Origin of the sequence: Microbacterium aquilitoris (genome assembly GCF_031932285.1) — a bacterium.
Classification (GTDB): Bacteria; Actinomycetota; Actinomycetes; order Actinomycetales; family Microbacteriaceae; genus Microbacterium; species Microbacterium aquilitoris.
Genome location: NZ_JAUZVT010000002.1, coordinates 331663 through 352727, shown reverse-complemented (window position 1 = coordinate 352727; position 21065 = coordinate 331663). Strand labels below are relative to the sequence as shown.

At 71.1% G+C, this 21065-nt stretch carries 19 protein-coding genes; 7 read left to right on the top strand and 12 right to left on the bottom strand.

From position 1 onward, the window contains the following. Positions 1 to 24: 24 nt before the first annotated feature. Both Q9S78_RS08465 and truB read right to left on the bottom strand, forming a co-directional pair. Positions 25 to 393, bottom strand: a complete 369-nt coding sequence (locus Q9S78_RS08465; protein ID WP_018188593.1) for a hypothetical protein — start codon at positions 391 to 393, stop codon at positions 25 to 27. Continuing rightward, on the bottom strand, positions 390 to 1283 hold the full coding sequence (gene truB / locus Q9S78_RS08460) for a tRNA pseudouridine(55) synthase TruB (RefSeq protein WP_116228703.1): 894 nt from the start codon (positions 1281 to 1283) through the stop codon (positions 390 to 392). The genes Q9S78_RS08465 and truB overlap by 4 nt, the downstream gene beginning before the upstream one ends. Before the next feature lie 23 nt (positions 1284 to 1306). Here truB and Q9S78_RS08455 point away from each other — a divergent pair, with 23 nt between their 5' ends. Continuing rightward, complete coding sequence (locus Q9S78_RS08455) at positions 1307 to 2173, top strand: iron-sulfur binding domain-containing protein (protein ID WP_311857454.1); 867 nt, start codon at positions 1307 to 1309, stop codon at positions 2171 to 2173. A 21-nt stretch (positions 2174 to 2194) separates the two neighbouring features. On the opposite strand, the gene rbfA is transcribed toward Q9S78_RS08455, so the two are convergent. From rbfA to nusA, 4 genes are all read right to left on the bottom strand, one after another. Continuing rightward, positions 2195 to 2629 carry a 30S ribosome-binding factor RbfA gene (rbfA, locus tag Q9S78_RS08450; protein WP_116228701.1) on the bottom strand — a complete coding sequence of 145 codons (435 nt, stop codon included), beginning with the start codon at positions 2627 to 2629 and terminating at the stop codon, positions 2195 to 2197. 137 nt (positions 2630 to 2766) lie between these two features. After that, complete coding sequence (infB, locus tag Q9S78_RS08445; protein WP_311857455.1) at positions 2767 to 5496, bottom strand: translation initiation factor IF-2; 2730 nt, start codon at positions 5494 to 5496, stop codon at positions 2767 to 2769. A 92-nt stretch (positions 5497 to 5588) separates the two neighbouring features. Further along, complete coding sequence (locus Q9S78_RS08440; protein WP_081626480.1) at positions 5589 to 5855, bottom strand: YlxR family protein; 267 nt, start codon at positions 5853 to 5855, stop codon at positions 5589 to 5591. Between the two features lie 9 nt (positions 5856 to 5864). After that, complete coding sequence (gene nusA, locus Q9S78_RS08435) at positions 5865 to 6854, bottom strand: transcription termination factor NusA (protein ID WP_018188598.1); 990 nt, start codon at positions 6852 to 6854, stop codon at positions 5865 to 5867. 119 nt (positions 6855 to 6973) lie between these two features. Here nusA and Q9S78_RS08430 point away from each other — a divergent pair, with 119 nt between their 5' ends. After that, entirely contained in the window at positions 6974 to 7774 is an 801-nt protein-coding gene (locus tag Q9S78_RS08430; protein WP_311869984.1) for a DUF1206 domain-containing protein, read from the top strand. A 1-nt stretch (position 7775) separates the two neighbouring features. Here the strand turns inward: Q9S78_RS08430 and Q9S78_RS08425 are convergent, their stop codons facing one another. The 3 genes from Q9S78_RS08425 to Q9S78_RS08415 all read right to left on the bottom strand — a co-directional run bounded on the left by Q9S78_RS08425 (position 7776) and on the right by Q9S78_RS08415 (position 11589). Continuing rightward, positions 7776 to 8639: a hypothetical protein gene (locus Q9S78_RS08425; protein WP_311857459.1), complete on the bottom strand. Its 864-nt coding sequence runs from the start codon at positions 8637 to 8639 to the stop codon at positions 7776 to 7778. Between the two features lie 4 nt (positions 8640 to 8643). After that, on the bottom strand, positions 8644 to 9723 hold the full coding sequence (locus tag Q9S78_RS08420; RefSeq protein WP_311869983.1) for an LOG family protein: 1080 nt from the start codon (positions 9721 to 9723) through the stop codon (positions 8644 to 8646). Between the two features lie 72 nt (positions 9724 to 9795). Continuing rightward, positions 9796 to 11589 carry a proline--tRNA ligase gene (locus Q9S78_RS08415; protein ID WP_311869982.1) on the bottom strand — a complete coding sequence of 598 codons (1794 nt, stop codon included), beginning with the start codon at positions 11587 to 11589 and terminating at the stop codon, positions 9796 to 9798. A 62-nt stretch (positions 11590 to 11651) separates the two neighbouring features. Between Q9S78_RS08415 and pcp the strand changes: the two genes are divergently transcribed. Continuing rightward, on the top strand, positions 11652 to 12287 hold the full coding sequence (gene pcp, locus Q9S78_RS08410) for a pyroglutamyl-peptidase I (protein WP_376716537.1): 636 nt from the start codon (positions 11652 to 11654) through the stop codon (positions 12285 to 12287). Between the two features lie 46 nt (positions 12288 to 12333). On the opposite strand, the gene Q9S78_RS08405 is transcribed toward pcp, so the two are convergent. Next, a complete protein-coding gene (locus Q9S78_RS08405; protein WP_311869981.1) occupies positions 12334 to 13167 on the bottom strand; it encodes a cation-transporting ATPase in 834 nt (277 codons plus the stop codon). An 82-nt stretch (positions 13168 to 13249) separates the two neighbouring features. On the opposite strand from Q9S78_RS08405, the gene Q9S78_RS08400 reads away from it, so the two are divergent. Genes Q9S78_RS08400 through Q9S78_RS08390 form a run of 3 tightly spaced genes read left to right on the top strand, consistent with a single transcriptional unit; the run spans position 13250 to position 16416 of the window. After that, positions 13250 to 14686, top strand: coding sequence for an RNB domain-containing ribonuclease (locus Q9S78_RS08400; protein ID WP_311869980.1), 1437 nt, complete (start codon positions 13250 to 13252; stop codon positions 14684 to 14686). A gap of 51 nt (positions 14687 to 14737) precedes the next feature. Continuing rightward, positions 14738 to 15400, top strand: a complete 663-nt coding sequence (locus Q9S78_RS08395) for a GntR family transcriptional regulator (RefSeq protein ID WP_018188606.1) — start codon at positions 14738 to 14740, stop codon at positions 15398 to 15400. Continuing rightward, positions 15397 to 16416 (top strand): 1-aminocyclopropane-1-carboxylate deaminase, encoded by a 1020-nt coding sequence (locus Q9S78_RS08390; RefSeq protein ID WP_116228692.1) that lies wholly within the window; start codon positions 15397 to 15399, stop codon positions 16414 to 16416. Before Q9S78_RS08395 ends, Q9S78_RS08390 begins: the two co-directional genes overlap by 4 nt. 45 nt (positions 16417 to 16461) lie before the next feature. On the opposite strand, the gene ispG is transcribed toward Q9S78_RS08390, so the two are convergent. Further along, positions 16462 to 17592, bottom strand: a complete 1131-nt coding sequence (ispG, locus tag Q9S78_RS08385; RefSeq protein WP_018188608.1) for a flavodoxin-dependent (E)-4-hydroxy-3-methylbut-2-enyl-diphosphate synthase — start codon at positions 17590 to 17592, stop codon at positions 16462 to 16464. 237 nt (positions 17593 to 17829) lie between these two features. On the opposite strand from ispG, the gene Q9S78_RS08380 reads away from it, so the two are divergent. After that, positions 17830 to 19728, top strand: a complete 1899-nt coding sequence (locus tag Q9S78_RS08380; RefSeq protein ID WP_311869979.1) for a chorismate-binding protein — start codon at positions 17830 to 17832, stop codon at positions 19726 to 19728. Between the two features lie 9 nt (positions 19729 to 19737). Here the strand turns inward: Q9S78_RS08380 and Q9S78_RS08375 are convergent, their stop codons facing one another. Beyond that, the gene (locus Q9S78_RS08375) at positions 19738 to 21054 is read right to left on the bottom strand and encodes a M50 family metallopeptidase (RefSeq protein ID WP_018188610.1); all 1317 of its coding nucleotides are present in this window, start codon (positions 21052 to 21054) and stop codon (positions 19738 to 19740) included. Positions 21055 to 21065 lie beyond the last annotated feature (11 nt).

The following is a 21065-nucleotide window of genomic DNA, read 5'->3' as shown; positions in this document are numbered from 1 at the left end:
CCTCGCCGTCGGAGGCGGCGGGGCTCAGGCGACCTGGATCGTCCAGATGACGTTCATCCGCCACACCATGATCGCGATCGCGAAGGCGGCGACGCCCATGATGACGGTGCTCCAGCGGCTGCGCTCGATGAGGGCCCAGATGACCGCGGCCGGCGGGATCAGGACCGCCGAGACGAGGTACACCCAGAACTCCAGCAGATCGCCCGACGGCGGGTTGCCCACGAACGGCGCGATGATCGAGATCACGACCTGGACGACCAGGAGGACGAGGATGAGCGCCTGCGTGCCGACCGACAGATCGCTCGGGCGTCGGCCTGCGAGCCCCAGCACCGTGCAGAGGAGGCCGGCGATGCAGGCGACGGCGATGAGGACGACGGTGAACCACGCGATCACGGCTGCTCCTCGGGCATGTTCATGAGGCTCTTCACGTCCGCCCCGCGCCGTCCGACGATCCCCACGAGCACACCGTCGGGATCGATCGCCGCCGGATTCTCGCCGGTCAGGCGGTCCGCGGCGCCCAGCAGGCGCTTGCCGTGGCGCAGGTCGCGCGCCTCGTCGGCGGTGACCGGGAAGGCGCCGAGAAGAGATGCCGCGACCTCGGCGGCATCCTCCAGCGGCACCTCGGGAGTCAGCTCCACGACGGCTTCGGCGACGTCGAACGGGCCGACGCGCGTGCGGCGGAGCGCGGTCAGGTGGCCGCCGACGCCGAGGTCCGCGCCGAGGTCCCGCGCGAGCGCGCGGATGTAGGTGCCGCTCGAGCAGTCGACGACGACGTCGACGTCGATGACGCCGTCACCGCGGCGGATCTCCCGCACCTCGAACCGGCTGACCACGACGTCGCGGGCCTTCAGCTCGACCTGCTCCCCCGCGCGCGCCAGGTCGTAGGCGCGGCGCCCGCCGACCTTGATCGCCGACACCGTGCTCGGCACCTGCGCCATGGGTCCCGTCAGTGAGCGGATGCCGCGGTGGATCGCCTCATCGGTGACGCCACCGGCATCCGTCGTCGAGGTCTCGACGCCGTCGGCGTCATCGGAGTCCGTCGTGACGCCGAGGCGGATGGTGGCTTCGTAGGTCTTGTCGAGCCCGACGACGTAGGTCAGAAGGCGCGTGGAGTGACCGATCCCGAGGACGAGCAGGCCCGTGGCCATGGGGTCGAGGGTGCCGGCGTGGCCGATCTTGCGCGTGTTCAGCGCGCGGCGGGCGCGCGCCACGATGTCGTGGCTGGTGACGCCGCCGGGCTTGTCGACGAGGAGGATCCCGCCGCTCCCCTGACTCTGGTGCATGGCTTCCAGCCTAGGCTGGAGCGGTGCCCGACCTCGCCCCGCCGCTGATCGCGTGGTACCGCGACAACGCCCGGGACCTGCCGTGGCGACGCGAGGGGTTCGGTGCCTGGGGCACGCTCGTGAGCGAGTTCATGCTCCAGCAGACGCCCGTCGCCCGGGTCATCCCCCGCCTCGAGGAGTGGCTCTCGCGCTGGCCGACACCGGCCGACCTCGCCGCCGCTCCCCCGGCCGACGCCGTCCGCCTCTGGGCGAACCTCGGCTACCCCCGCCGCGCCCTCTGGCTGCACCGCGCGGCGACGGAGATCCGCGACCGGCACGACGGGATGGTCCCCCGGGACGTCGATGCCCTGCTCGCGCTCACCGGGATCGGCGACTACACCGCCCGGGCGGTGGCGGTGTTCGCGTTCGGCGACCGGCATCCCGTCGTCGACACGAACACCCGACGCGTCCTCGCGCGCGCCGTCGAGGGACGCTCGCAGCCGAGACCTCCCGCGAAGGCGGACCTCGCCGCGATGGCCGCGATCCTGCCCGAGGACGACGGCGACGCCGCGGTCGTCAACGCGGCCGCGATGGAGCTCGGCGCCGTCGTGTGCACGGCGCGCACTCCGCGATGCGAGGCGTGCCCCCTCGCCGACCTCTGCGCCTGGCGCGCCGCCGGATACCCCGACACGGGCGACGACCGTCGCAAGCAGGCGCGCTACGAGGGCAGCGACCGCCAGGCGCGCGGAGCGGTCCTGAAGGTACTGCGGGATGCCGACGGCCACGTCGCGCCCGCCGCCGCCGTGATCGCCGAATGGCCCGACCCGCAGCAGCGGGACCGGGCCATCGACTCACTCATCGTCGACGGCCTGGTCGAGGCCGTCGACGGGATGCTGCACCTGCCGCGCTAGCGCGCGTCAGCAGAGGACGTCTCAGTCCTCGTCGCCCTCTTCGCGGGGCTTCACGTACGGGTCCTCGTCACCGGCGTACGAGCCGGATGCCGCGATCCCCGCCACCTGTGCGTCGCGCTCGCGCGCCTCGCGCAGGAGGTCCTCGATGTGACCCGCATTCTCGGGGAGCGCGTCGAGGATGAACTCGAGGGTCGGGGTCAGACGCGTGCCGAGCTGACGCCCCACCTCGCTGCGCAGCATCCCCGTCGCCGCCTTGAGGGCAGCGGCCGAGTCGGTGCGCGCGTCGTCATCGCCGTAGACCGTGTAGAAGACGGACGCGTGCTGCAGGTCACCCGTCACACGGACGTCGGTGATCGTCACGAATCCGAGCCGCGGGTCGCGCAGCCCCTTCTCGAGGCGCTCCGCGATGAGCACGCGGATGCGGTCCGCCAGCCGTGCCTGCCGTTCTCCGGCCATGTCCTTCTCCTTCTCTACCCGGCCCGCGATACGGCGGGCCGGAAACTGCGGAGGACTCGGATGTCCGTCCGAGGCAATCGGGGCAGGGGCCCCGCTCTTGCCGAGGACGGACATCCGAGTCCGTAGCAACCTGAGGATCAGCCGCGCGGCTTCTCCACCATTTCGGTCGTCTCGATCTCGTCACCGATCTGGATGTCGTTGTACTTGCCGAGACCGATACCGGCCTCGAAGTCCGTACGGACCTCGGTGACATCGTCCTTGAAGCGGCGCAGCGACTCGATGGCCAGACCGTCGGCGAGCACGACGCCGTCGCGGATGACCCGCGCCTTGGCGTTTCGCGTGATCGTTCCCGAGCGGACGATGACACCGGCGATGTTGCCGAACTTCGAGGAGCGGAACACCTCGCGGATCTCGGCGACACCCGACTGGACCTCTTCGAACTCCGGCTTGAGCATGCCCTGGAGGGACTGCTCGACGTCGTCGATCGCGTTGTAGATGACCGAGTAGAACCGGACGTCCACACCCTCGCGGGCGGCACGCTCGCGGGCCTTCGTGTCGGGGCGGACGTTGAAGCCGATGACGATCGCGTTGTCGATCGTCGCCAGGTTGATGTCCGACTCGGTGACGGCACCCACACCGCGGTGGATGATGCGCAGCTGGACGCTGTCGTCGACCTCGATCTTGAGGAGCGACTCCTCGAGGGCCTCCACGGCACCCGAGACGTCACCCTTGATGATGAGGTTGAGCGACTCGACCTTGCCCTCTTCGAGAGCGCGGGTGAAGTCCTCGAGCGAGATGCGCTTGCGGGCCTTGGCCAGCTGGGCGTTGCGCTCGACCGCTTCACGCTTCTCAGCGATCTGGCGGGCCATGCGGTCCTCTTCGGTGACGATGAACACGTCACCGGCGCGGGGCACGGAGTTCAGACCCTGCACCTGCACGGGACGCGACGGGTAGGCCTCGTCCACGGCATCGCCGTTCTCGTCGATCATGGCGCGGACACGGCCGTACGCCGTGCCTGCGACGATCGCGTCGCCGACGTGGAGCGTTCCGGACTGGATCAGCACCGTGGCGACCGAACCGCGACCCTTGTCGAGCTTCGCTTCGATCGCGACACCGCGCGCCGCCTTGTTCGGGTTGGCCGTGAGGTCCAGACCCGCGTCGGCGGTGAGGAGGACGGCATCCAGCAGTGCCTGGATGTTGGTGCCCTGACGAGCCGAGACGTCGACGAACATGACGTCGCCGCCGTACTCCTCGGCGACCAGGCCGTACTCGGTGAGCTGCTGACGGACCTTCGCGGGGTTCGCGTCGGGCTTGTCGACCTTGTTGACCGCGACCACGATCGGGACGTTCGCCGCCTGAGCGTGGTTCAGCGCCTCGACCGTCTGCGGCATGATGCCGTCGTCGGCCGCGACCACGAGGATCGCGAGATCGGTCACCTGCGCACCACGGGCACGCATGGCGGTGAACGCCTCGTGACCCGGGGTGTCGATGAAGGTGATCGCACGCTCGATGCCCTCGTGCTCGGTCCAGACCTGGTAGGCACCGATGTGCTGGGTGATGCCACCCGCCTCACCGGCGACGACGTTGGTCTGACGGATCGCGTCGAGCAGTCGCGTCTTACCGTGGTCGACGTGGCCCATGACGGTGACCACGGGAGGACGGATCTCGAGGTCGTCCTCGCTCTCCGCCTCCAGCTCGGCCTCGAGGTCGAGACCGAAGCCCTCGAGGAGCTCTTTGTCCTCGTCCTCGGGAGACACCATCTGGATCTTGTAGCCGAGCTCCTCACCGAGGATCTCGAACGTCGCCTCATCCAGCGACTCGGTGGCCGTGGCCATCTCGCCGAGGTTGAAGAGGATCGTCACCAGGGTGCCGGGCTGGACGTTGTACCCGCGCAGGGCCTCGAGCTTGTCGGCGAAGTCCGAGATCGACGCACCGCGACGCAGGCGGATGATCTCGCCGTTGCCCTTGGAGACGTTGACGCCGCCGACGACCGGCGCCGACCGCATCTCGAATTCCTGCCGCTTCGCCCGACGCGACTTACGCTGCTTGGACTTGCCGCCACCCTTACCGAAGGCACCTGCGGTACCACCGCCGGGACCACGGCCACGACCGCCACCACCGCCGGGACGACCGGCGAAACCGCCGGCGGGAGCACCCGGACGGGCGGCGCCGAAGCCACCGGCGCCGCCGGGACGACCGGGGCCGCCGGGACGCTGCTGGAAGGGTGCGCCGGGACGACCGCCGCCACCGGGACGACCCGCACCGCCGGGACGCGGGGCGCCGGGGCGAGGGGCACCGGGACGCGGAGCCTGGGGACGCGGGATGTTGCCCGGGTTGGGTCGCTGACCCATGCCCTGAGCCGATGCGAACGGGTTGTTACCCGGACGCGGGCCGGCGGGACGCTGGCCCATGCCCTGCGAGCTGGCGAAGGGGTTGTTGCCGGGGCGCGGCGCACCACCCGGACGGGGCGGCTGTGCGCCCGGCTTGCCGGGGGTCGCTGCGGGAGCAGCGGCGCCCGGTGTCGGAGCGCCGGACTCGGCCGCGGCCGGAGCGGGCTTCTCAGCCGCCGGCTCGGCGGGGGCTGCGGGTGCTGCCGGCTCGGGAGCCGGAGCGGGCTTGGGTGCCGACGGGCGCGGTCCGGGCGTTGCGCCGGATGCCGGTGCCTTGGCGGCGGGCTTCGCGGGCGCGGCGGCGGGTGCCTTCACGCCTTCCGCCTCGAGGGCGGCGCGGAGCTTGCGAGCCACGGGGGGCTCGATGGTGGATGAAGGGCTCTTGACGAATTCGCCGAGCTCCTTCAGCTTCGCGAGGGCGACTTTACTGTCGACGCCGAGCTCGGAAGCGATCTCGTGCACGCGTGGTTTTGCCACAATTCTCCTGTCTGGGGCCCGCCCCGGACAGGGCGGACCGTCATTCGCGGACGGGTCTCATTTCGAGCCGTTCACTTTGTGTCCATAGCCGTTCAGCCGTTTCGCTGGAGGGATTCTCTGGTGGTCCGCGCATCCAGCTCCGCTGTGTCCAGCGGAGTGGATGCCCGTAGTGCTCGTCCGAATGCGCGCCGCTTGAGTGCGGTGCTCACGCATCTGTCCGTGTCATGCACCCACGCGCCCCGACCCGGAAGGACGGCCTTCTCGTCGATGACGAGGGCACCGTCCCTGGCCACGATGCGGAGCAACGAGGACCGGGGGGCACGCGCGCGGCATCCCACGCACGTTCGAACAGGTTCCATCCTACCGCGTCAGGACTCGTCGAGAATGCTGTCGGGCTGGATGTCGATCTTCGCGCCGGTCAATTTCGCCGCGAGCCGGGCGTTCTGACCTTCCTTGCCGATCGCGAGGGAGAGCTGGTAGTCCGGGACGAGCGCGCGCACGGCCTTGGTGGCCTGGTCGAGCACGAAGCTCGAGGTCACCTTCGCGGGCGACAGCGCGTTCGCGACGAACTTCGGCAGGGTCTCGTCGTAGTCGACGATGTCGATCTTCTCGCCGCCGAGCTCCTCGGTGACGGCGCGCACGCGGCGGCCGAGTTCGCCGATGCAGGCGCCCTTCGCGTTGACGGCCGGGTCGTTGGCCTTGACCGCGATCTTGGTGCGGTGGCCGGCTTCGCGGGCGAGCGAGATGATCTCGACGACGCCCGAGGCGATCTCGGGTACCTCGAGGGCGAAGAGCTTGCGCACGAGCCCCGGATGCGTGCGAGACACGGTGATCTGGGGACCCTTCATGCCCTTCGAGACCGACGTCACGTAGACGCGCAGGCGCGAGCCGTGCGCGTAGCTCTCGCCCGGCACCTGCTCCTCGGGGGGCAGGATCGCCTCGATCGTGCCGAGGTCGACGTGCACCATGCGGGGGTTCGGCCCCTGCTGGACGACGCCGGCGACGATGTCGCCTTCCTTGCCCTTGAACTCGCCGAGCACGGCGTCGTCGGCGATGTCGCGGAGCCGCTGGCTGATGACCTGCTTCGCGGCGAAGGCGGCGATGCGGCCGAAGTCGTCGGGCGTCGACTCCTCTTCGCCGATGATGACGTCGTCCTCATCGCGCAGCGGGATGTACACGGCGACGTGTCCGCTCTTGCGGTCGAGGTGGGCGCGGGCGCCGTCGGGGAGTTCACCGTCGGGAGACGTGTGCTTCGCGTAAGCGGTCAGGATGGCCTGCTCGATGATCCGGATCAGTTCCTCGAACGGAATCTCCCGCTCGCGTTCGACGGTCCGCAGCAGCCCCAGGTCGATGTCCATAGGTGCCTCCCTTTTTCAGTTGCTCAACACGGCGCCGCTCGCACCCGGTGTTCCGGTGCGTCGCGGCATCCCGTCAACGTTACCCGATCCCCCGCGGGGCGACCTGAGAAGATCGAGGGATGACCGATGCCGTGGAGGACGCTGCGCAGAGCGTGCGCCGCTCCCCCATCGCACGGGGACTGGCGCGAGGCGGCTACGCGGCCAACGGCGTCGTCCACCTGCTCTTCGGCGTGATCGTCATCGTCATCTCCTTCGGCGGGCGCGGCGAGTCCGATCAGGCGGGTGTGTTCCGCGCCATCCTCGACGCCCCGCTCGGCCTGGCGCTCGTCTGGCTGCTCGCCCTGCTGCTCGCCGCGCTGGGCCTGTTCCAGGTGCTGCGCGCCTTCCTCGCGAAGGGGACGGATGCGGCCGCCTGGGGACGGCGATCGTCGGCGGCCGGGCAGGCCGTGGTCTATCCCGCGCTCGCGGCCATCGCCGTCACGGTCGCCCTCGGCGCCCGCCTCGACGGCGACCGGAGTGCACAGCAGGTCGCGCACTGGCTGCTCGAGACCCCCGGTGGGGTGTTCGTCGTGGCGGCGGCGGGCCTCGGGCTCGGCATCGGCGGCCTCGTGTTCGCCTCGATCGGGGTGAGGCGCTCGTTCGACAAGCAGGTCCGCATCCCGCGGGGTCGCATGGGGATCGCCGTCACCGCCACCGGCGTCGTCGGCTACCTCGGCAAGGGCCTGTCCGTCGCGATCGTCGGCGTGCTGCTGATCGTCGCGGCCGTGAAGCAGGAGGCGGCCGCGGCGGGCGGGTTCGACGCCGCCATCGAGGCACTCCTCGAGCAGATGCTCGGCCCGTTCCTCGTCTTCCTCATCGGGTTCGGCCTTGTGGCCTACGCCGCCTTCAGCTTCCTCCGCGCCCGCTACGCGAAGCTCTGACTCACCCGCCGAAGTCGCACCGTTCGGCGACCCAGCTGAGAATCCGCCCCCGCTCCTCGTCGGAGACGGGCACGTCGACGACACCGCTCCTGCCGTCGACCTCGACGTCGAGGGCGAAGACCGTGCCGCGTTTGTCCTCTTGGACAACGTGGGGGTCGCAGCGCTGCGGCTCGATCGGGACCTCGACGAGCGCCGAGCCGTCGGGGACGGCGAATCGTGTCAGCCGGCTTCCGAACTGCAGGAGGGGCGTGGACTGCACCGCGACCACGCGCGCGTCGCCCCCGGTGCCCGTCGGCGTGATTTCCAGAGGGAGGATGCCGAGACCGGACGCCGGGAGCACCGCGTCGCCCCAAGACACGCGCAGCGACCCCGCCAGCGCCTTCTCGAGGCAGTCCCGATCGTTCAGGCCGTCGAGGAATCCGAGGGCGTCGGTCAGGATGCCGGTTCGGTCGGCACCGTCGGCGAGGTCGAGCTCCCAGCGACGCTCCGGCGCGCCTCCGTCGCAGGTCGATGCGGGCAGGGTGAGGGGGAAATCGAACGACTCCCCCGCGGCGACCCGTCCGCCCTCCACGACAACGACTCCGCTCAGCCGATCGTCGATGAGGCGGATGCCGGAGATCTCGAGCGCCTGCGGCGAATCGTTCTCGACGCGCACGGACGCCCGGCGGCGCTGCTCGTCGCCGCGCTGCTGGTGGATCCAGACCTGGATGCCCGGGTCCGACGAGCTCGGCGTCGGCCCTGGCGTCGGCCCGGGTGACGGAGCGGAACAGCCCGACGCCGCACCCCCGAAGGCGATCAGCGCGGCGACGAGCGTCGAGAGCGCAGACAGCCGTGCCTGGTGGTGGGGCCCCGGCGTCCGGCTCATGCGCTCACGATACGGCGTGCGGTTCGATCGGCGGGGTGGCCGGCGGCGCGGATTCGAGCGCGTTGACGGCGCGGATGAGGTGGTGGAGCTCGCCGACGCGGTGCCGATCGAAGTCCATGAGCAATCGCGGGAGGTCGAGGCGATCGGCGTCTTGCCGCTCACGCCGAAGGGGCGCCGTGCGCTCGATGCGGCCACCGGTGAGCAGGTGCGCGAAACGTGCGGACAGGTCTGCCACCTCGGCATCCGTCGGCTCGGCGCACAGGCGCAGCACGAGTCGCGACCCGATCCAGCGGAGCGAGTCGTAGTTCCGCCAGAAACCCGTGATCTCGGCCTCCGCCGCCGCCACCGAGTCCGTCACCAGGACGCGGTCCAGGTCGTCGGGCGAGATGACGCCGGACGGGATGAGGTGGTCTTCGGCGAAGCGCTCGAGCCCTTGCCAGAACGAGCCGCCCGGAGCGTCGAGGAGGACGATCGGGGTGGGCTCGGCCTTGCCGGTCTGCTGCAGCGTCAGCAGCTCGAAGAGTTCGTCGAGCGTGCCGAACCCGCCCGGGACGCAGACGAACCCGCGGGATTCCTTGACCAGCATGAGCTTGCGGGTGAAGAAGTACTTCATGGCGACGACGCGGTCGGCTTCGGCGATGACCGCGTTCGGCTTCTCCTCGAACGGCAGCCGGATCGAGACGCCGAGGGAGTGATCGGGCCCCGCCCCCTCGGCGGCGGCCTGCATGATGCCCGGTCCCGCCCCCGTCACGACCATCCAGCCGCGGTCGGCCAGCGCGCGTGCGATGTCGGCGGCCGCGCGGTAGAGCGGATCGTTCGGCCGGGTCCGCGCCGATCCGAAGATGGTCACCTTCGGCGACGTGCTGTACGGCGCGAACAGCGAGAACGCCGAGCGCATCTCCGACAACGCGGCCGACGCGATCTTGAGATCGAGCCGGTCCGTGCCGTCGACGCCGAGCCCCACGCCCGTGACGAGGATCCGCGCGACGAGGTCGGCATCCTCCTCGACACCCGCATCGGACAGGAGCGTACGGATGGCGTCGGTGACGTCACCGTCGAGGGAGGTGGTGAAACTCGGCGACATGCCTCCAGGCTGTCACGATCCGGCATCCGACGGGTGAACGGCAGGGTTTCCGCCGGTGACGGATGCTGCCGCTCAGGCGGTGAGTGCGGCGACGGCCTCCGAGGCGGCGAGAGTGGTGCGCTCGCCCGAGCGGCGGTCCCAGAGCTCGACCTGCCCCTCGGCGGCGCCGCGGCCGACGATGAGGATCCACGGGACGCCCACGAGTTCGGCGTCGCCGAACTTGACGCCGGGCGAGACCTTGGGCCGGTCGTCGAGGAGGACGTCGCGCCCCGCCGACTCGAGGTCGGCGGCGAGCTTCTCGGCGAGGTCGAAGGCCGCGGCATCCCGCCCCGTGGCGACGACGTGAACGTCGAACGGCGCGATCGACTCGGGCCACATGAGCCCGCGGTCGTCGTTGTTGAGCTCGGCGAGGATCGCGAGGATGCGCGTCACGCCGATGCCGTACGAGCCCATCGTGACGGTGACGAGCTTGCCGTTCTCGTCGAGGACCTTCAGCCCGAGCTTGTCGGCGAAGAAGCGGCCCAGCTGGAAGACGTGACCGATCTCCATGCCGCGGGCGAGCTCGACCGGGCCGGAGCCGTCGGGGGCGGGGTCGCCGGCGCGGACGTCCGAGACGTCGACGACGCCGTCGGCGGTGAAGTCGCGGCCGTAAACGACCGAGTGCGCGTGCTTCTCGTGCTCGTTGGCTCCCGTCACCCACGCGGTGCCCTCGACGACGCGGGGGTCGACGAGGTAGCGGATGCCGGTGGCCGATTCCTCACCGAGGACCGCACCGTTCGGCGACCACGGTCCGATGTAGCCCTTCACGAGACCGGGGTGCTTCGCGAAGTCCGCCTCGGTGGCGGCCTCGACGTCTGCGGGCGCGAAGGCGACCTCGGCGCGCTTGTCGTCGATGTCGCGGTCGCCGGGGAGCCCGACGACGACGAGTTCGCGGGTGCCGTCGAGGTGCGTCAGGGCGAGCACGACGTTCTTGAGCGTGTGCGCAGCGGTCCACTGCGTCGCACCCTCGGTCGCGGGGCCGGCGATGCCGGGCGCGGGCGCGTCGAGGTGCGCGTTGCTGTGGGTGACGAGGGTCTCGATCGTCGGCGTGCCGGGCGAGTCGAAGACGACAGGGGCACCGCCCGGGATCGGCAGGTTCTCGGGGACGACGGTCGTGAACGCCTCGACGTTCGCGGCGTACCCGCCGGCCGAGCGGACGAAGGTGTCCTCGCCGACGGCGATCGGGTGGAGGAACTCCTCGCTGCGCGCACCGCCCATGAGGCCGTTGTCGGCCGCGACGATGACGTACTCCATGTTCAGACGCGTGAAGATGCGCTCGTACGCGTCGCGCTGCGACTGGTACGAGACGTCCTGGCCCGCGTCGGTGTAGTCGAACGAGTAGGCGTCCTTCATCGTGAACTCGCGACCGCGCAGCAGGCCCGCGCGGGGGCGCGCCTCATCCCGGTACTTGTCCTGGATCTGGTAGATCGTCAGCGGCAGGTCCTTGTACGACGAATACAGGTCCTTCACGAGGAGGGTGAACATCTCCTCGTGCGTCGGCGCGAGCAGGTAGTCGGCGCCCTTGCGGTCCTGCAGACGGAAGATGCCGTCGCCGTAGGAGGTCCAGCGCCCGGACTCCTCGTAGGGGTCGCGCGGCAGGAGCGCCGGGAAGTGCACCTCGAACGCTCCCGCGTTCCCCATCTCCTCGCGGATGATCTGCTCGAGCTTCGCCTTCACGCGCAGACCCAGCGGCAGCCACGTGAAGATGCCGGGTGCGGCGCGGCGGATGTAGCCGGCGCGCACCAGCAGGCGGTGGCTGGTGACCTCGGCGTCGGCCGGGTCTTCGCGGAGCGTGCGGAGGAAGTATGTCGAGAGACGGGTGACCACGAGCGTCAAGTCTAGGTGCGCGGAGCCGTCGCGCGTGGCGGCAAGCGGCTTAGCCTGGAGGGATGCCTCCTGTGCTGCTGACCGGATTCGAGCCCTTCGCGGGCGACGGCACCAATCCCTCGGGCGACGCCGTCCGCGCCGTCGGCGAGCGGTGGACCGGGCCGGCGCGCCTCGTCACCGAGGTGCTGCCCGTCACGTTCGACGGTGCGATCGCGCGGCTCGCGGTGCTGCTCGACGAGCATCGACCCGACATCGTCGTCGCCACGGGTCTCGCCGGCGGCCGCACCGCCGTCACCCCGGAGCGGATCGCGGTGAACCTCGCCGACGCCCGCATCCCCGACAACGCCGGATATCGACCGCAGGACGCCGCGGTGGTGGAGGGCGGGCCGGCCGCCTACTTCGCCACGCTCCCGGTGAAGGCGATCAGTGCGGCCCTCGGTGCCGCCGGCATCCCGTCCACCGTGTCGCACTCGGCGGGCACGTTCGTCTGCAACGCGACGATGTACGCCGCGCTGCATGCGACCGCCGGGACGCCGACGCGCGCCGGGTTCGTCCACGTTCCGTGGGCCGCCGGTACGGGTCCCGTCGGCGCGTCAGCCCTGCCGTTCGAGCAGATCGTGGACGCCGTCGAGATCGCCGTCCGCGCCTGCCTCGACGCCGACGCGGATCTCAGCATCGCCGGCGGCGATCTGTCGTAACAGGTCGATCTGTCGCGACAGGTCGATCCGTCGTGAGAGGGCGACCTCAGCGGCCGAACAGGTCACCGAGGCCCGGCAGATCGAACCCGCCGAGGTTCTCCCCGAACCCCGCGACCTGATCGCCGACGCCCGCGATCTGCTCGCCGACACCGATGACGGCGCCCTCGGCGAGCGCATCGACGTCGAGGCCCTGGGCGAGCGCGTCGAAGTCCACGCCCATGCCCGCAGCCTGGGCCAGAAGCGGGCCGGCGACGGACGTCACGATGGCTCCGCCGGCGACCGCGCCGAGGATCCCGACACCGGCACCCAGGGCGGCGCCGCCGGCGACGCGGGATGCGCCCCCGCCGCGGCTCGCCCGCGACAGCAACCCGGTCATCAGCCCCGGCCGTGAGGCCTCTCCGCGCGCCGCCGCGCGGGCGAGATCGGCCGGAGCCGCGGAGCGGGGTCGTTCGTGGGTCGGCAGTTCCGCCACCATCCGCGCCTGGACCTGCGCGCGCTGATCGGGAGTCAGCCTCGCGAAGGCCTCCTGGTGGATCTGCTCGATCTGCGCGGGATCGGCGGTCTGCATGAGGTAGTCGTAGCGAGCGATCGCCCGACGATCGGCGTCCGTAGCCGGGTGGGCGGATGCCTGGCCGCGGGATGCGGGCGGAGGCGTGAGCGACGCCGACGAAGAGCCCGGCGTCGCTGCCGGTGCGCCGGCAGCGGGGGTGGCGGGTGCAGGAGCCCGCCCGTCGCCCGTCAACGCATCGGCGGCCGAGCGGACGATCCCGCGCCAGTCGCCCGTGCGGGAAGAACTCGGCGAGCCCGACGGCCCGGTGCCACCGGGTTTCGCGTCGAGCGCTTTCGTGGCCATGCCGATCAGTCGGGAGAGCTTGCTCATGCCGCAGACGGTATGCGCCCGCGTTATGGAGCGCCTGGACAGGACCGACGAGTCCGCTGACCAGTCGTCCTACACTGACGGCGTGCCCATCCGTCGCGCGCGTCTCGTCTCCCCCGCCCAGTCGGACCTCCGCGACGCGCTCGCGGCCCTCCGCGTCGAGTTCGACCTCCCCGCGGACTTCCCCGCCGACGTGCACGCCGAGGCCGAGCACGCCGCCCGCACCGTCCCCGTCGATCCTGCGGTCGCGGGGCTGGCGGACCTCCGCGGCATCCCGTTCCTCACGATCGATCCGGAGGGCTCGACCGACCTCGACCAGGCGCTGCACCTCGAGCGGACCGCCGACGGCGGCGGCATCCTGCACTACGCCATCGCCGACGTCCCCGCCTTCGTGACCCTGGGCGGGGCGGTCGACGCGGAGGCCCGCCGTCGCGGCCAGACGATCTACGCACCCGACGGGAGGATCCCGCTGCACCCCGCCGTCCTCAGTGAGGATGCCGCCTCACTCCTGCCGGACCGCGACCGCCGCGCCTACGTCTGGCGCTTCGAGCTGGATGCCGGAGCCCGCCCCACCTCGACGTCGCTGACCCGCGGGGTCGTCCGCTCCCGCGCCCAGTGGTCCTACGTCGACGCGCAGGCCGCGCTCGAGAAGGGCGACGCGCCCGATGCGATCCGACACCTCGTCTGGTTCGGCGAGGAACGCGCCCGCCGGGAGATCGAGCGGGGTGGAGCGAGCCTCAGCCTCCCCGAGATCCGCGTCGTGACGACGCCGCAGGGATATGCACTCGAGGCCGACGAGGGTGTGCCCCTCGAAGACGCCAACGCGCAGGTGTCGCTCCTCACCGGCATGGCCGCCGCTGAGATCATGATCAGCGGCGGGGTGGGCATCATCCGCACGATGCCCCCGGCATCCGATGACGACGTCGCGGCCTTCCGGGCGCAGACGATCGGCTTCGGCCTGCCGTGGCGGGAGGCCGTGCCGTACGGCGACTACCTCCGCGACCTGCCGCGGACGCCCGTGGGGCGTGCGGTCCGAGAGCACGCCGCCGCTCTGTTCCGCGGCGCCGGATACGCGGCCTTCGACGGCGACCTCCCCGAGCTGACGACGCAGGCCGCGATCGCCGCGCCGTACGCGCACGTCACCGCGCCGCTGCGACGGCTCGTCGACCGCTGGGCGCTCCTCGTCTGCGATGCCCTCGCCAACGGTCGGCCCGTTCCGGATGACGTGCGATCCTCGCTGACCGACCTCCCCGAGACGATGGAGGGGTCCGCGCGCATCGCATCCCAGGTGGATGCTGCGGCCATCGAGCGCGTCGCCGCAGCAGTCCTCACGGGTCGCGAGGGCGAGGAGTTCGACGCCGTCGTCCTGCGGCAGCGGGAAGGCGGGGCGCGCGTGGCGCTCACCCTGCCGCCGCTCGAAACCGTCGTCGCCGACGTGGACGCACAGCCCGGCGACGTGGTCCGCGTCCGCCTCGTCGCCACGGACGTCGCCCGGGGGAAGAGCGAGTTCGTCGCCGTCTGACCGCGGCGCGTCGATTTGCACGAGCCGGGCTCCTCGTGTGCAATATATTGCATGCCGGTCCCCGCCACCTCCCTCCCTCCCCGCGGTCTCCTCCGCGATGACGTCCGCGCCAAGCTGCGCGACGCGATCGTCGACGGCACGCTCGCCCCCGGCGAGCAGCTGCGCGATGCGGAACTGTCCGCCTGGCTCGGGGTCTCACGCACCCCGGTCCGCGAGGCGCTCCTCGACCTCGCCCGCTCGGGTCTCGTCCTCGCTCAGCCCGGTCGCTCCACGATCGTCGCGCCGATCGATGGGCGCGCCGAACGCGATGCCGCCTCGGTCGTCGCCTCGATGCACCGCATCGCTGTCGTCGAGTCGACACCGCTGCTCACCGACGACGACATCGATCGGATGCGGCGGGCCAACGAGGCGTTCGTGGCCGCCCACGCCGCCGGGGACACCGCCGCAGCCCTGCGCGCCGATCACGACTTCCACGCGGTCGCCGTCGATCGGGCCGGCAACGAGGCCGTCCGCACCGTGCTGGCCCTCTACGGTCCGGTGCTCGAGCGCGCCGAGCGTCTGCGCTTCTCGTCGGATGACGCGGATGCCTCGGCGGCGCGCCACGCCGAGCTCATCCGGCACTGCGCCGCCCGTGACGCCCAGGCCGCGGCATCCGTCGCCGAAGGCCTCTGGCTCGACCTGCTGACCGACACCACACCCCAGGAGCCCGCATGATCCTCGACCAGTTCCCCCGGCATCCGCTCACCTTCGGGCCGAGCCCCATCCACCAGCTGAAGCGGTTGACCCAGCACCTCGGCGGCGCGCAGGTCTGGGCCAAACGCGAAGACGTCTCGAGTGGGCTGGCCTTCGGCGGGAACAAGACGCGCAAGCTCGAGTACATCGTCCCGGACGTGCTCGCGAGCGGTGCCGACACGATCGTGTCGATCGGCGGCTACCAGTCGAACCACACCCGCCAGGTCGCGGCCGTGGCCGCCCACCTCGGCCTCAAGGCACGGCTCGTGCAGGAGAAGTGGGTCCCGTGGGACGAGCCGGTGAACGACAAGGTCGGCAACATCCTGCTCTCCCGCATGATGGGCGCGGACTCCCGCCTCGACGACGCCGGCTTCGACATCGGCATTCGCGATTCGTGGAAGCAGGCCCTGCAGGAGGTGGAGGATGCCGGTGGCACCCCCTACCCGATCCCCGCCGGTGCGTCCGAGCACCGTCTGGGCGGTCTCGGGTTCGCGAACTGGGCGTTCGAGGTCGCCGAGCAGGAGAAGCAGTTCGGCGTCTTCTTCGACACGATCGTCGTCTGCACCGTGACGGGGTCCACCCACGCGGGCATGATCGCCGGCTTCGCCGCGCTCGAAGAGCTGACCGGCGTGAAGCGGCGCGTCATCGGGATCGATGCGTCTGCCACGCTGCAGAAGACGCGCGATCAGGTTGCGCGCATCGCCCGGAACACGGCGGAGCTGATCGAGCTCGGCCGCGACCTGCGCGACGACGAGATCCAGGTGCTGGAGGGCTGGGCGGGCGACCTGTACGGCATCCCGGTCGACTCCACGATGTCGGCGATGGCGCTCGGCGCGCAGCTCGAAGCGATGATCACCGACCCGGTCTACGAGGGCAAGTCGCTCGCCGGACTCATCGACCTCGTCCAGAGCGGCGACATCCCGAAGGACTCGACGGTCCTGTACGCGCACCTCGGCGGGCAACCCGCGATCAACGCGTACCACTCCCTCTGGAGCTGACGAGAAGCGGATGCCGGGGGCCCGGCCCTCGGCATCCGTGTCGTGTCAGGAGGTGACGACCTGCGCGGTCCCGAGCGGCGCGTCCGGACCCATCTCGTCGGCGAGACGGTTGGCCTCGGCGATGAGGGTCGCGACGATGTCCTCCTCGGGGACGGTCTTGACGACTTCGCCCTTGACGAAGATCTGGCCCTTGCCGTTGCCCGAGGCAACGCCGAGGTCGGCGTCGCGCGCCTCACCGGGACCGTTGACGACGCAGCCCATGACCGCCACGCGCAATGGCACCGTCATGTCCTTGAGACCCTCGGTGACGTTGTCGGCGAGCGTGTAGACGTCGACCTGGGCGCGTCCGCAGGACGGGCACGAGACGATCTCGAGCTTGCGCTCGCGGAGGTTCAGCGACTGCAGGATCTGGTGGCCGACCTTGACCTCTTCGGCGGGCGGCGCCGACAGCGAGACGCGGATCGTGTCGCCGATGCCCTCGCCGAGCAGGATGCCGAACGCCGTCGCGCTCTTGATCGTTCCCTGGAAGGCGGGGCCGGCCTCGGTGACGCCGAGGTGCAGGGGCCAGTCGCCCCGCTCCGCGAGCATCCGGTAGGCCTTCACCATGACGACCGGATCGTTGTGCTTGACCGAGATCTTGAAGTCGTGGAAGTCGTGCTCCTCGAAGAGGGATGCCTCCCACACGGCGCTCTCGACGAGGGCTTCCGCCGTCGCCTTGCCGTACTTGTCGAGGATCCGCTTGTCGAGCGACCCGGCGTTGACGCCGATGCGCAGCGAGACGCCGGCGGCCTTGGCCGCGGCGGCGATCTGGCCGACGTTGCCGTCGAACTCGCGGATGTTGCCGGGGTTCACGCGCACGGCGCCGCAACCGGCGTCGATGGCGGTGTAGATGTAGCGCGGCTGGAAGTGGATGTCGGCGATCACGGGGATCTGGCTCTTCATCGCGATGATCTTCAGCGCGTCGGCGTCGGCCTGGTGCGGCACGGCGACGCGGACGATCTCGCAACCGGACGCCGTGAGCTCGGCGATCTGCTGGAGGGTCGCGTTGATGTTGGTCGTGGGCGTCGTCGTCATGGACTGGACGCTGACGGGCGCGTCGCCACCGACGAGGACCTTGCCGACCCTGATCTGACGGCTCTTGCGACGAGGCGCGAGGACCTCCGGCACGCGGGGCATCCCGATGTTGACAGCTGGCACGTCTCCAGCCTAAGCCGCCGGGGACCACTCGGCACGGAAGGGGACCCCCAGGATGCCGCCAAAGCCGCCTGTGGTAGGTTCACCCCATGTTCGTGAACCGCACGTGGTGGCGCTCCGCCTGAGGCGGACGCTGCGAGCATCCCGACGACCGCCTGAGCTGAGAGCCCGGCGGTCGTTTCTCGTTTCACCGGCGACCGCCCCGAACGGAAGAACCCCATGTCCGGTAACGCCCCGATCCTCCTCGCCGACCTGGCCGCCCGCGGCATCCCCTTCGCCCTTCTCGCCCGCGACGGCGAGACCGTCGAGGTCCTCACGGGCGACGTGGTCGACGTCGCGCTCCTCGCCGACATCCCCCTCACCGATGCGACCGGTGCGGCGCGCGAGGTGCTCGCCCTCGTCCCCTTCCGGCAGGTCGTCGAGCGCGGCTTCGCCTGCCACGACGATGCCGCACCGTTGCGGTGCCTCGTCGTCGGCGAGCGTCACGCGCTCCCGCTGGCCGACGCTCTCGCGCAGCTGCCGACGGATCGCATCCCCCTCGAGGACGCCGGGTTCGACATCGACGACGAGGCCTACGCCGACATCGTCCGCCGCGTCATCGCCGAGGAGATCGGTCGCGGCGAGGGCGCCAACTTCGTCATCCGCCGCGACTACGTCGCCGGCGTCGTCGGCGACCCGCTCACGGCCGGGCTGACCTGGTTCCGTGCGCTCCTGGAGCACGAGCGCGGCGCCTACTGGACCTTCCTCGTCTCGACGCCCGGCCACCTCGCCGTGGGCGCGAGCCCCGAAGCCCACGTCAGCGCCCAGGACGGCGTCGTCACGATGAACCCGATCTCGGGGACCTTCCGCCACCCGGCGGGCGGGGCCACGGCCGAGACCCTCACCGAGTTCCTCTCCTCCACGAAGGAGACGGAGGAGCTGTTCATGGTGGTCGACGAGGAACTGAAGATGATGTCGGCCGTCTGCAGCGACGGCGGCCGCATCACGGGGCCGCACCTCAAGGAGATGTCGCGTCTCACGCACACCGAGTACATGCTGCGCGGTACGAGCACGATGGACCCGCGCGACATCCTCCGCGAGACGATGTTCGCCCCCACGGTCACCGGCTCCCCCATGCAGAACGCGTGCACCGTCATCGCCCGGCACGAGCAGAGCCCGCGCGGGTACTACTCGGGTGTCGCGGCACTCTTCACGCCGCGCGCCGACGGAGGGCACGACCTCGACGCCCCCATCCTGATCCGCACCGCCTACGTCGTCGACGGCCGCCTGCGCGTCCCTGTCGGCGCGACGCTCGTGCGGCACTCCGACCCGCACGGCGAGGTCGGCGAGACGCACGGAAAGGCCGCCGGCGTCCTCGGTGCGATCGGTGCGATCCCGCGCGACGTCGTCGCGGCCCCCGCCGATGAGGACGCCCCCGCCGCATCGCGCCCGCTCGGCGACGATCCGGTGATCGCCGAGCTCCTCGCCTCGCGCAACGCGCGCCTGGCTGCTTTCTGGCTCAACCCGCAGGGCGAGCCCGCACGCGGGCCGTTCGCGGGGACGCGGGCCCTGGTGGTGGATGCCGAGGACCGCTTCACCACGATGCTCGCCCACCAGCTGCGCCACCTCGGTGTCGACGTGACGATCGCGCACTGGTCCGAGGCATCCCGTGACGCCGTCGCCGCCGCGGACCTCGTCGTCTCCGGGCCCGGGCCCGGAGACCCCCGCGACATCGACAGCGAGCGGATCGCCCGCATCCGCGAGGTCGTCGCCGCGCGCCTCGACGCCGGAGCGCCGCTCCTCGCCGTGTGCCTCAGCCATCAGGTGCTCGCCGACCGTCTGGGTCTCGACCTGGCTCCGCTGGCCAGCCCTCACCAGGGACTGCAGAAGACGGTCGACGTGTTCGGAGCCGCGGCATCCATCGGCTTCTACAACACCTTCACCGCGCGGGTCGCCCCCGGCATCGACCACGTGGGTGCGACCGAGATCGCCGCCGATCCCGTCACGGGCGACGTGTACGCGCTGCGCGGGCCGGCGTACGCGTCGGTGCAGGGGCACCTCGAATCGATCCTGTCCCGCGACGGGCTCATCACGCTCGAGCGTCTCGTCGCCCACGCGCTCGGCACGACGGCGGCGTGACCGCGCGGCTCAGCCGAAGAGCTGCACCGGGTTGACGATGTCGGCCAGGATCAGCGTCCCGCCCATGAGGACCAGCGCGATCACCACGATGTAGGTGACCGGCACCAGCTTGGTCGCGTCGACCGGTCGCGGGGCACGCCGACCCGTCAGCCGCGACCAGACGCGCTTGAGGCCGTCCCACAGGGCGACCACGATGTGTCCGCCGTCGAGCGGCAGGAGCGGCACCAGGTTGAAGACGAACAGGGCGATGTTCAGCGAGCCCAGCAGGGCGAGCATGCCCGAGACACGGTTGAGGATCGGTGCCTCGGTGGCCGCGACCTCTCCCGCGAGACGGCCCGCACCGACGACCGACAGCGGGCCGTTCGGGTCACGGCCCGCGCCCGTGAACGTGTCGACCGCGGTCTGGTAGACCCGCGCCGGCAGCTGCCAGATGATCCCGACGACACGTCCGGTCTGCTCGAGGGCGGCCTGCGGGCCCTCCCAGATCGGCTGCGGCACGAAGCCGACCGTGGCCGACATCCCGACGAATCCGACCTCGGCGGTCTTCGTGGTCCCGTCGGCTGCCGCGACCTCGCGCGTCGCGAGGACGGGCGTGACCTGCAGCGTCTCCCGCGCGCCGCCCCGTTCCACGACGATCGGAATGGTGGCATCCGGCGTCTTCTGGATGATGGCGGATGCCTCGGCGAAGGTGTCGACGGCAGTCCCGTCGACCGACACGATGACGTCCCCCGGGCGGATGCCGGCAGCGGCCGCCGGCGAGGCGGGGTCGCCCGCGGTGCACGACGTCTGGGACGTGCCGGCAGGAAGGACGCACTCGTTGACGGAGGCGATCGTGGTCGTGGCGGTCTGCACCCCGATACCGGAGAACATGATGGCGAACAGGATGATCGCCAGGATGAGGTTCATCGCCGGGCCGCCGAGCATGATGATGACCCGCTTGTAGACCGGCAGGCGGTAGAAGGCGCGCTCGGCGCCGTCGCCCTGCAGCGTCTCGTCGTTGACGCTGCGGGCGTCCTGGATCATCGTCTCGAACAGCCGACGACGGCGCGGCGGACGCCCCTCCGCCGCAGCCTTCTCGGCGGCCTCCGAGGGCGGGTACATGCCCGCCATCGAGATGTAGCCGCCGAGCGGCAGGAGCTTGAAGCCGTACTCGGTCTCGCCGACCCGGCGCGAGAAGACGGTCGGACCGAAGCCGATCATGTACTGGCCGACGCGGACGCCGAACGCCTTGGCGGGGGCGAGGTGGCCGACCTCGTGCAGGGCGATGGATACGGCGAGCCCGACCACCAGCACGACGACGCCGATGATGAATGCGAGAACGGTCACGAGCCCACACG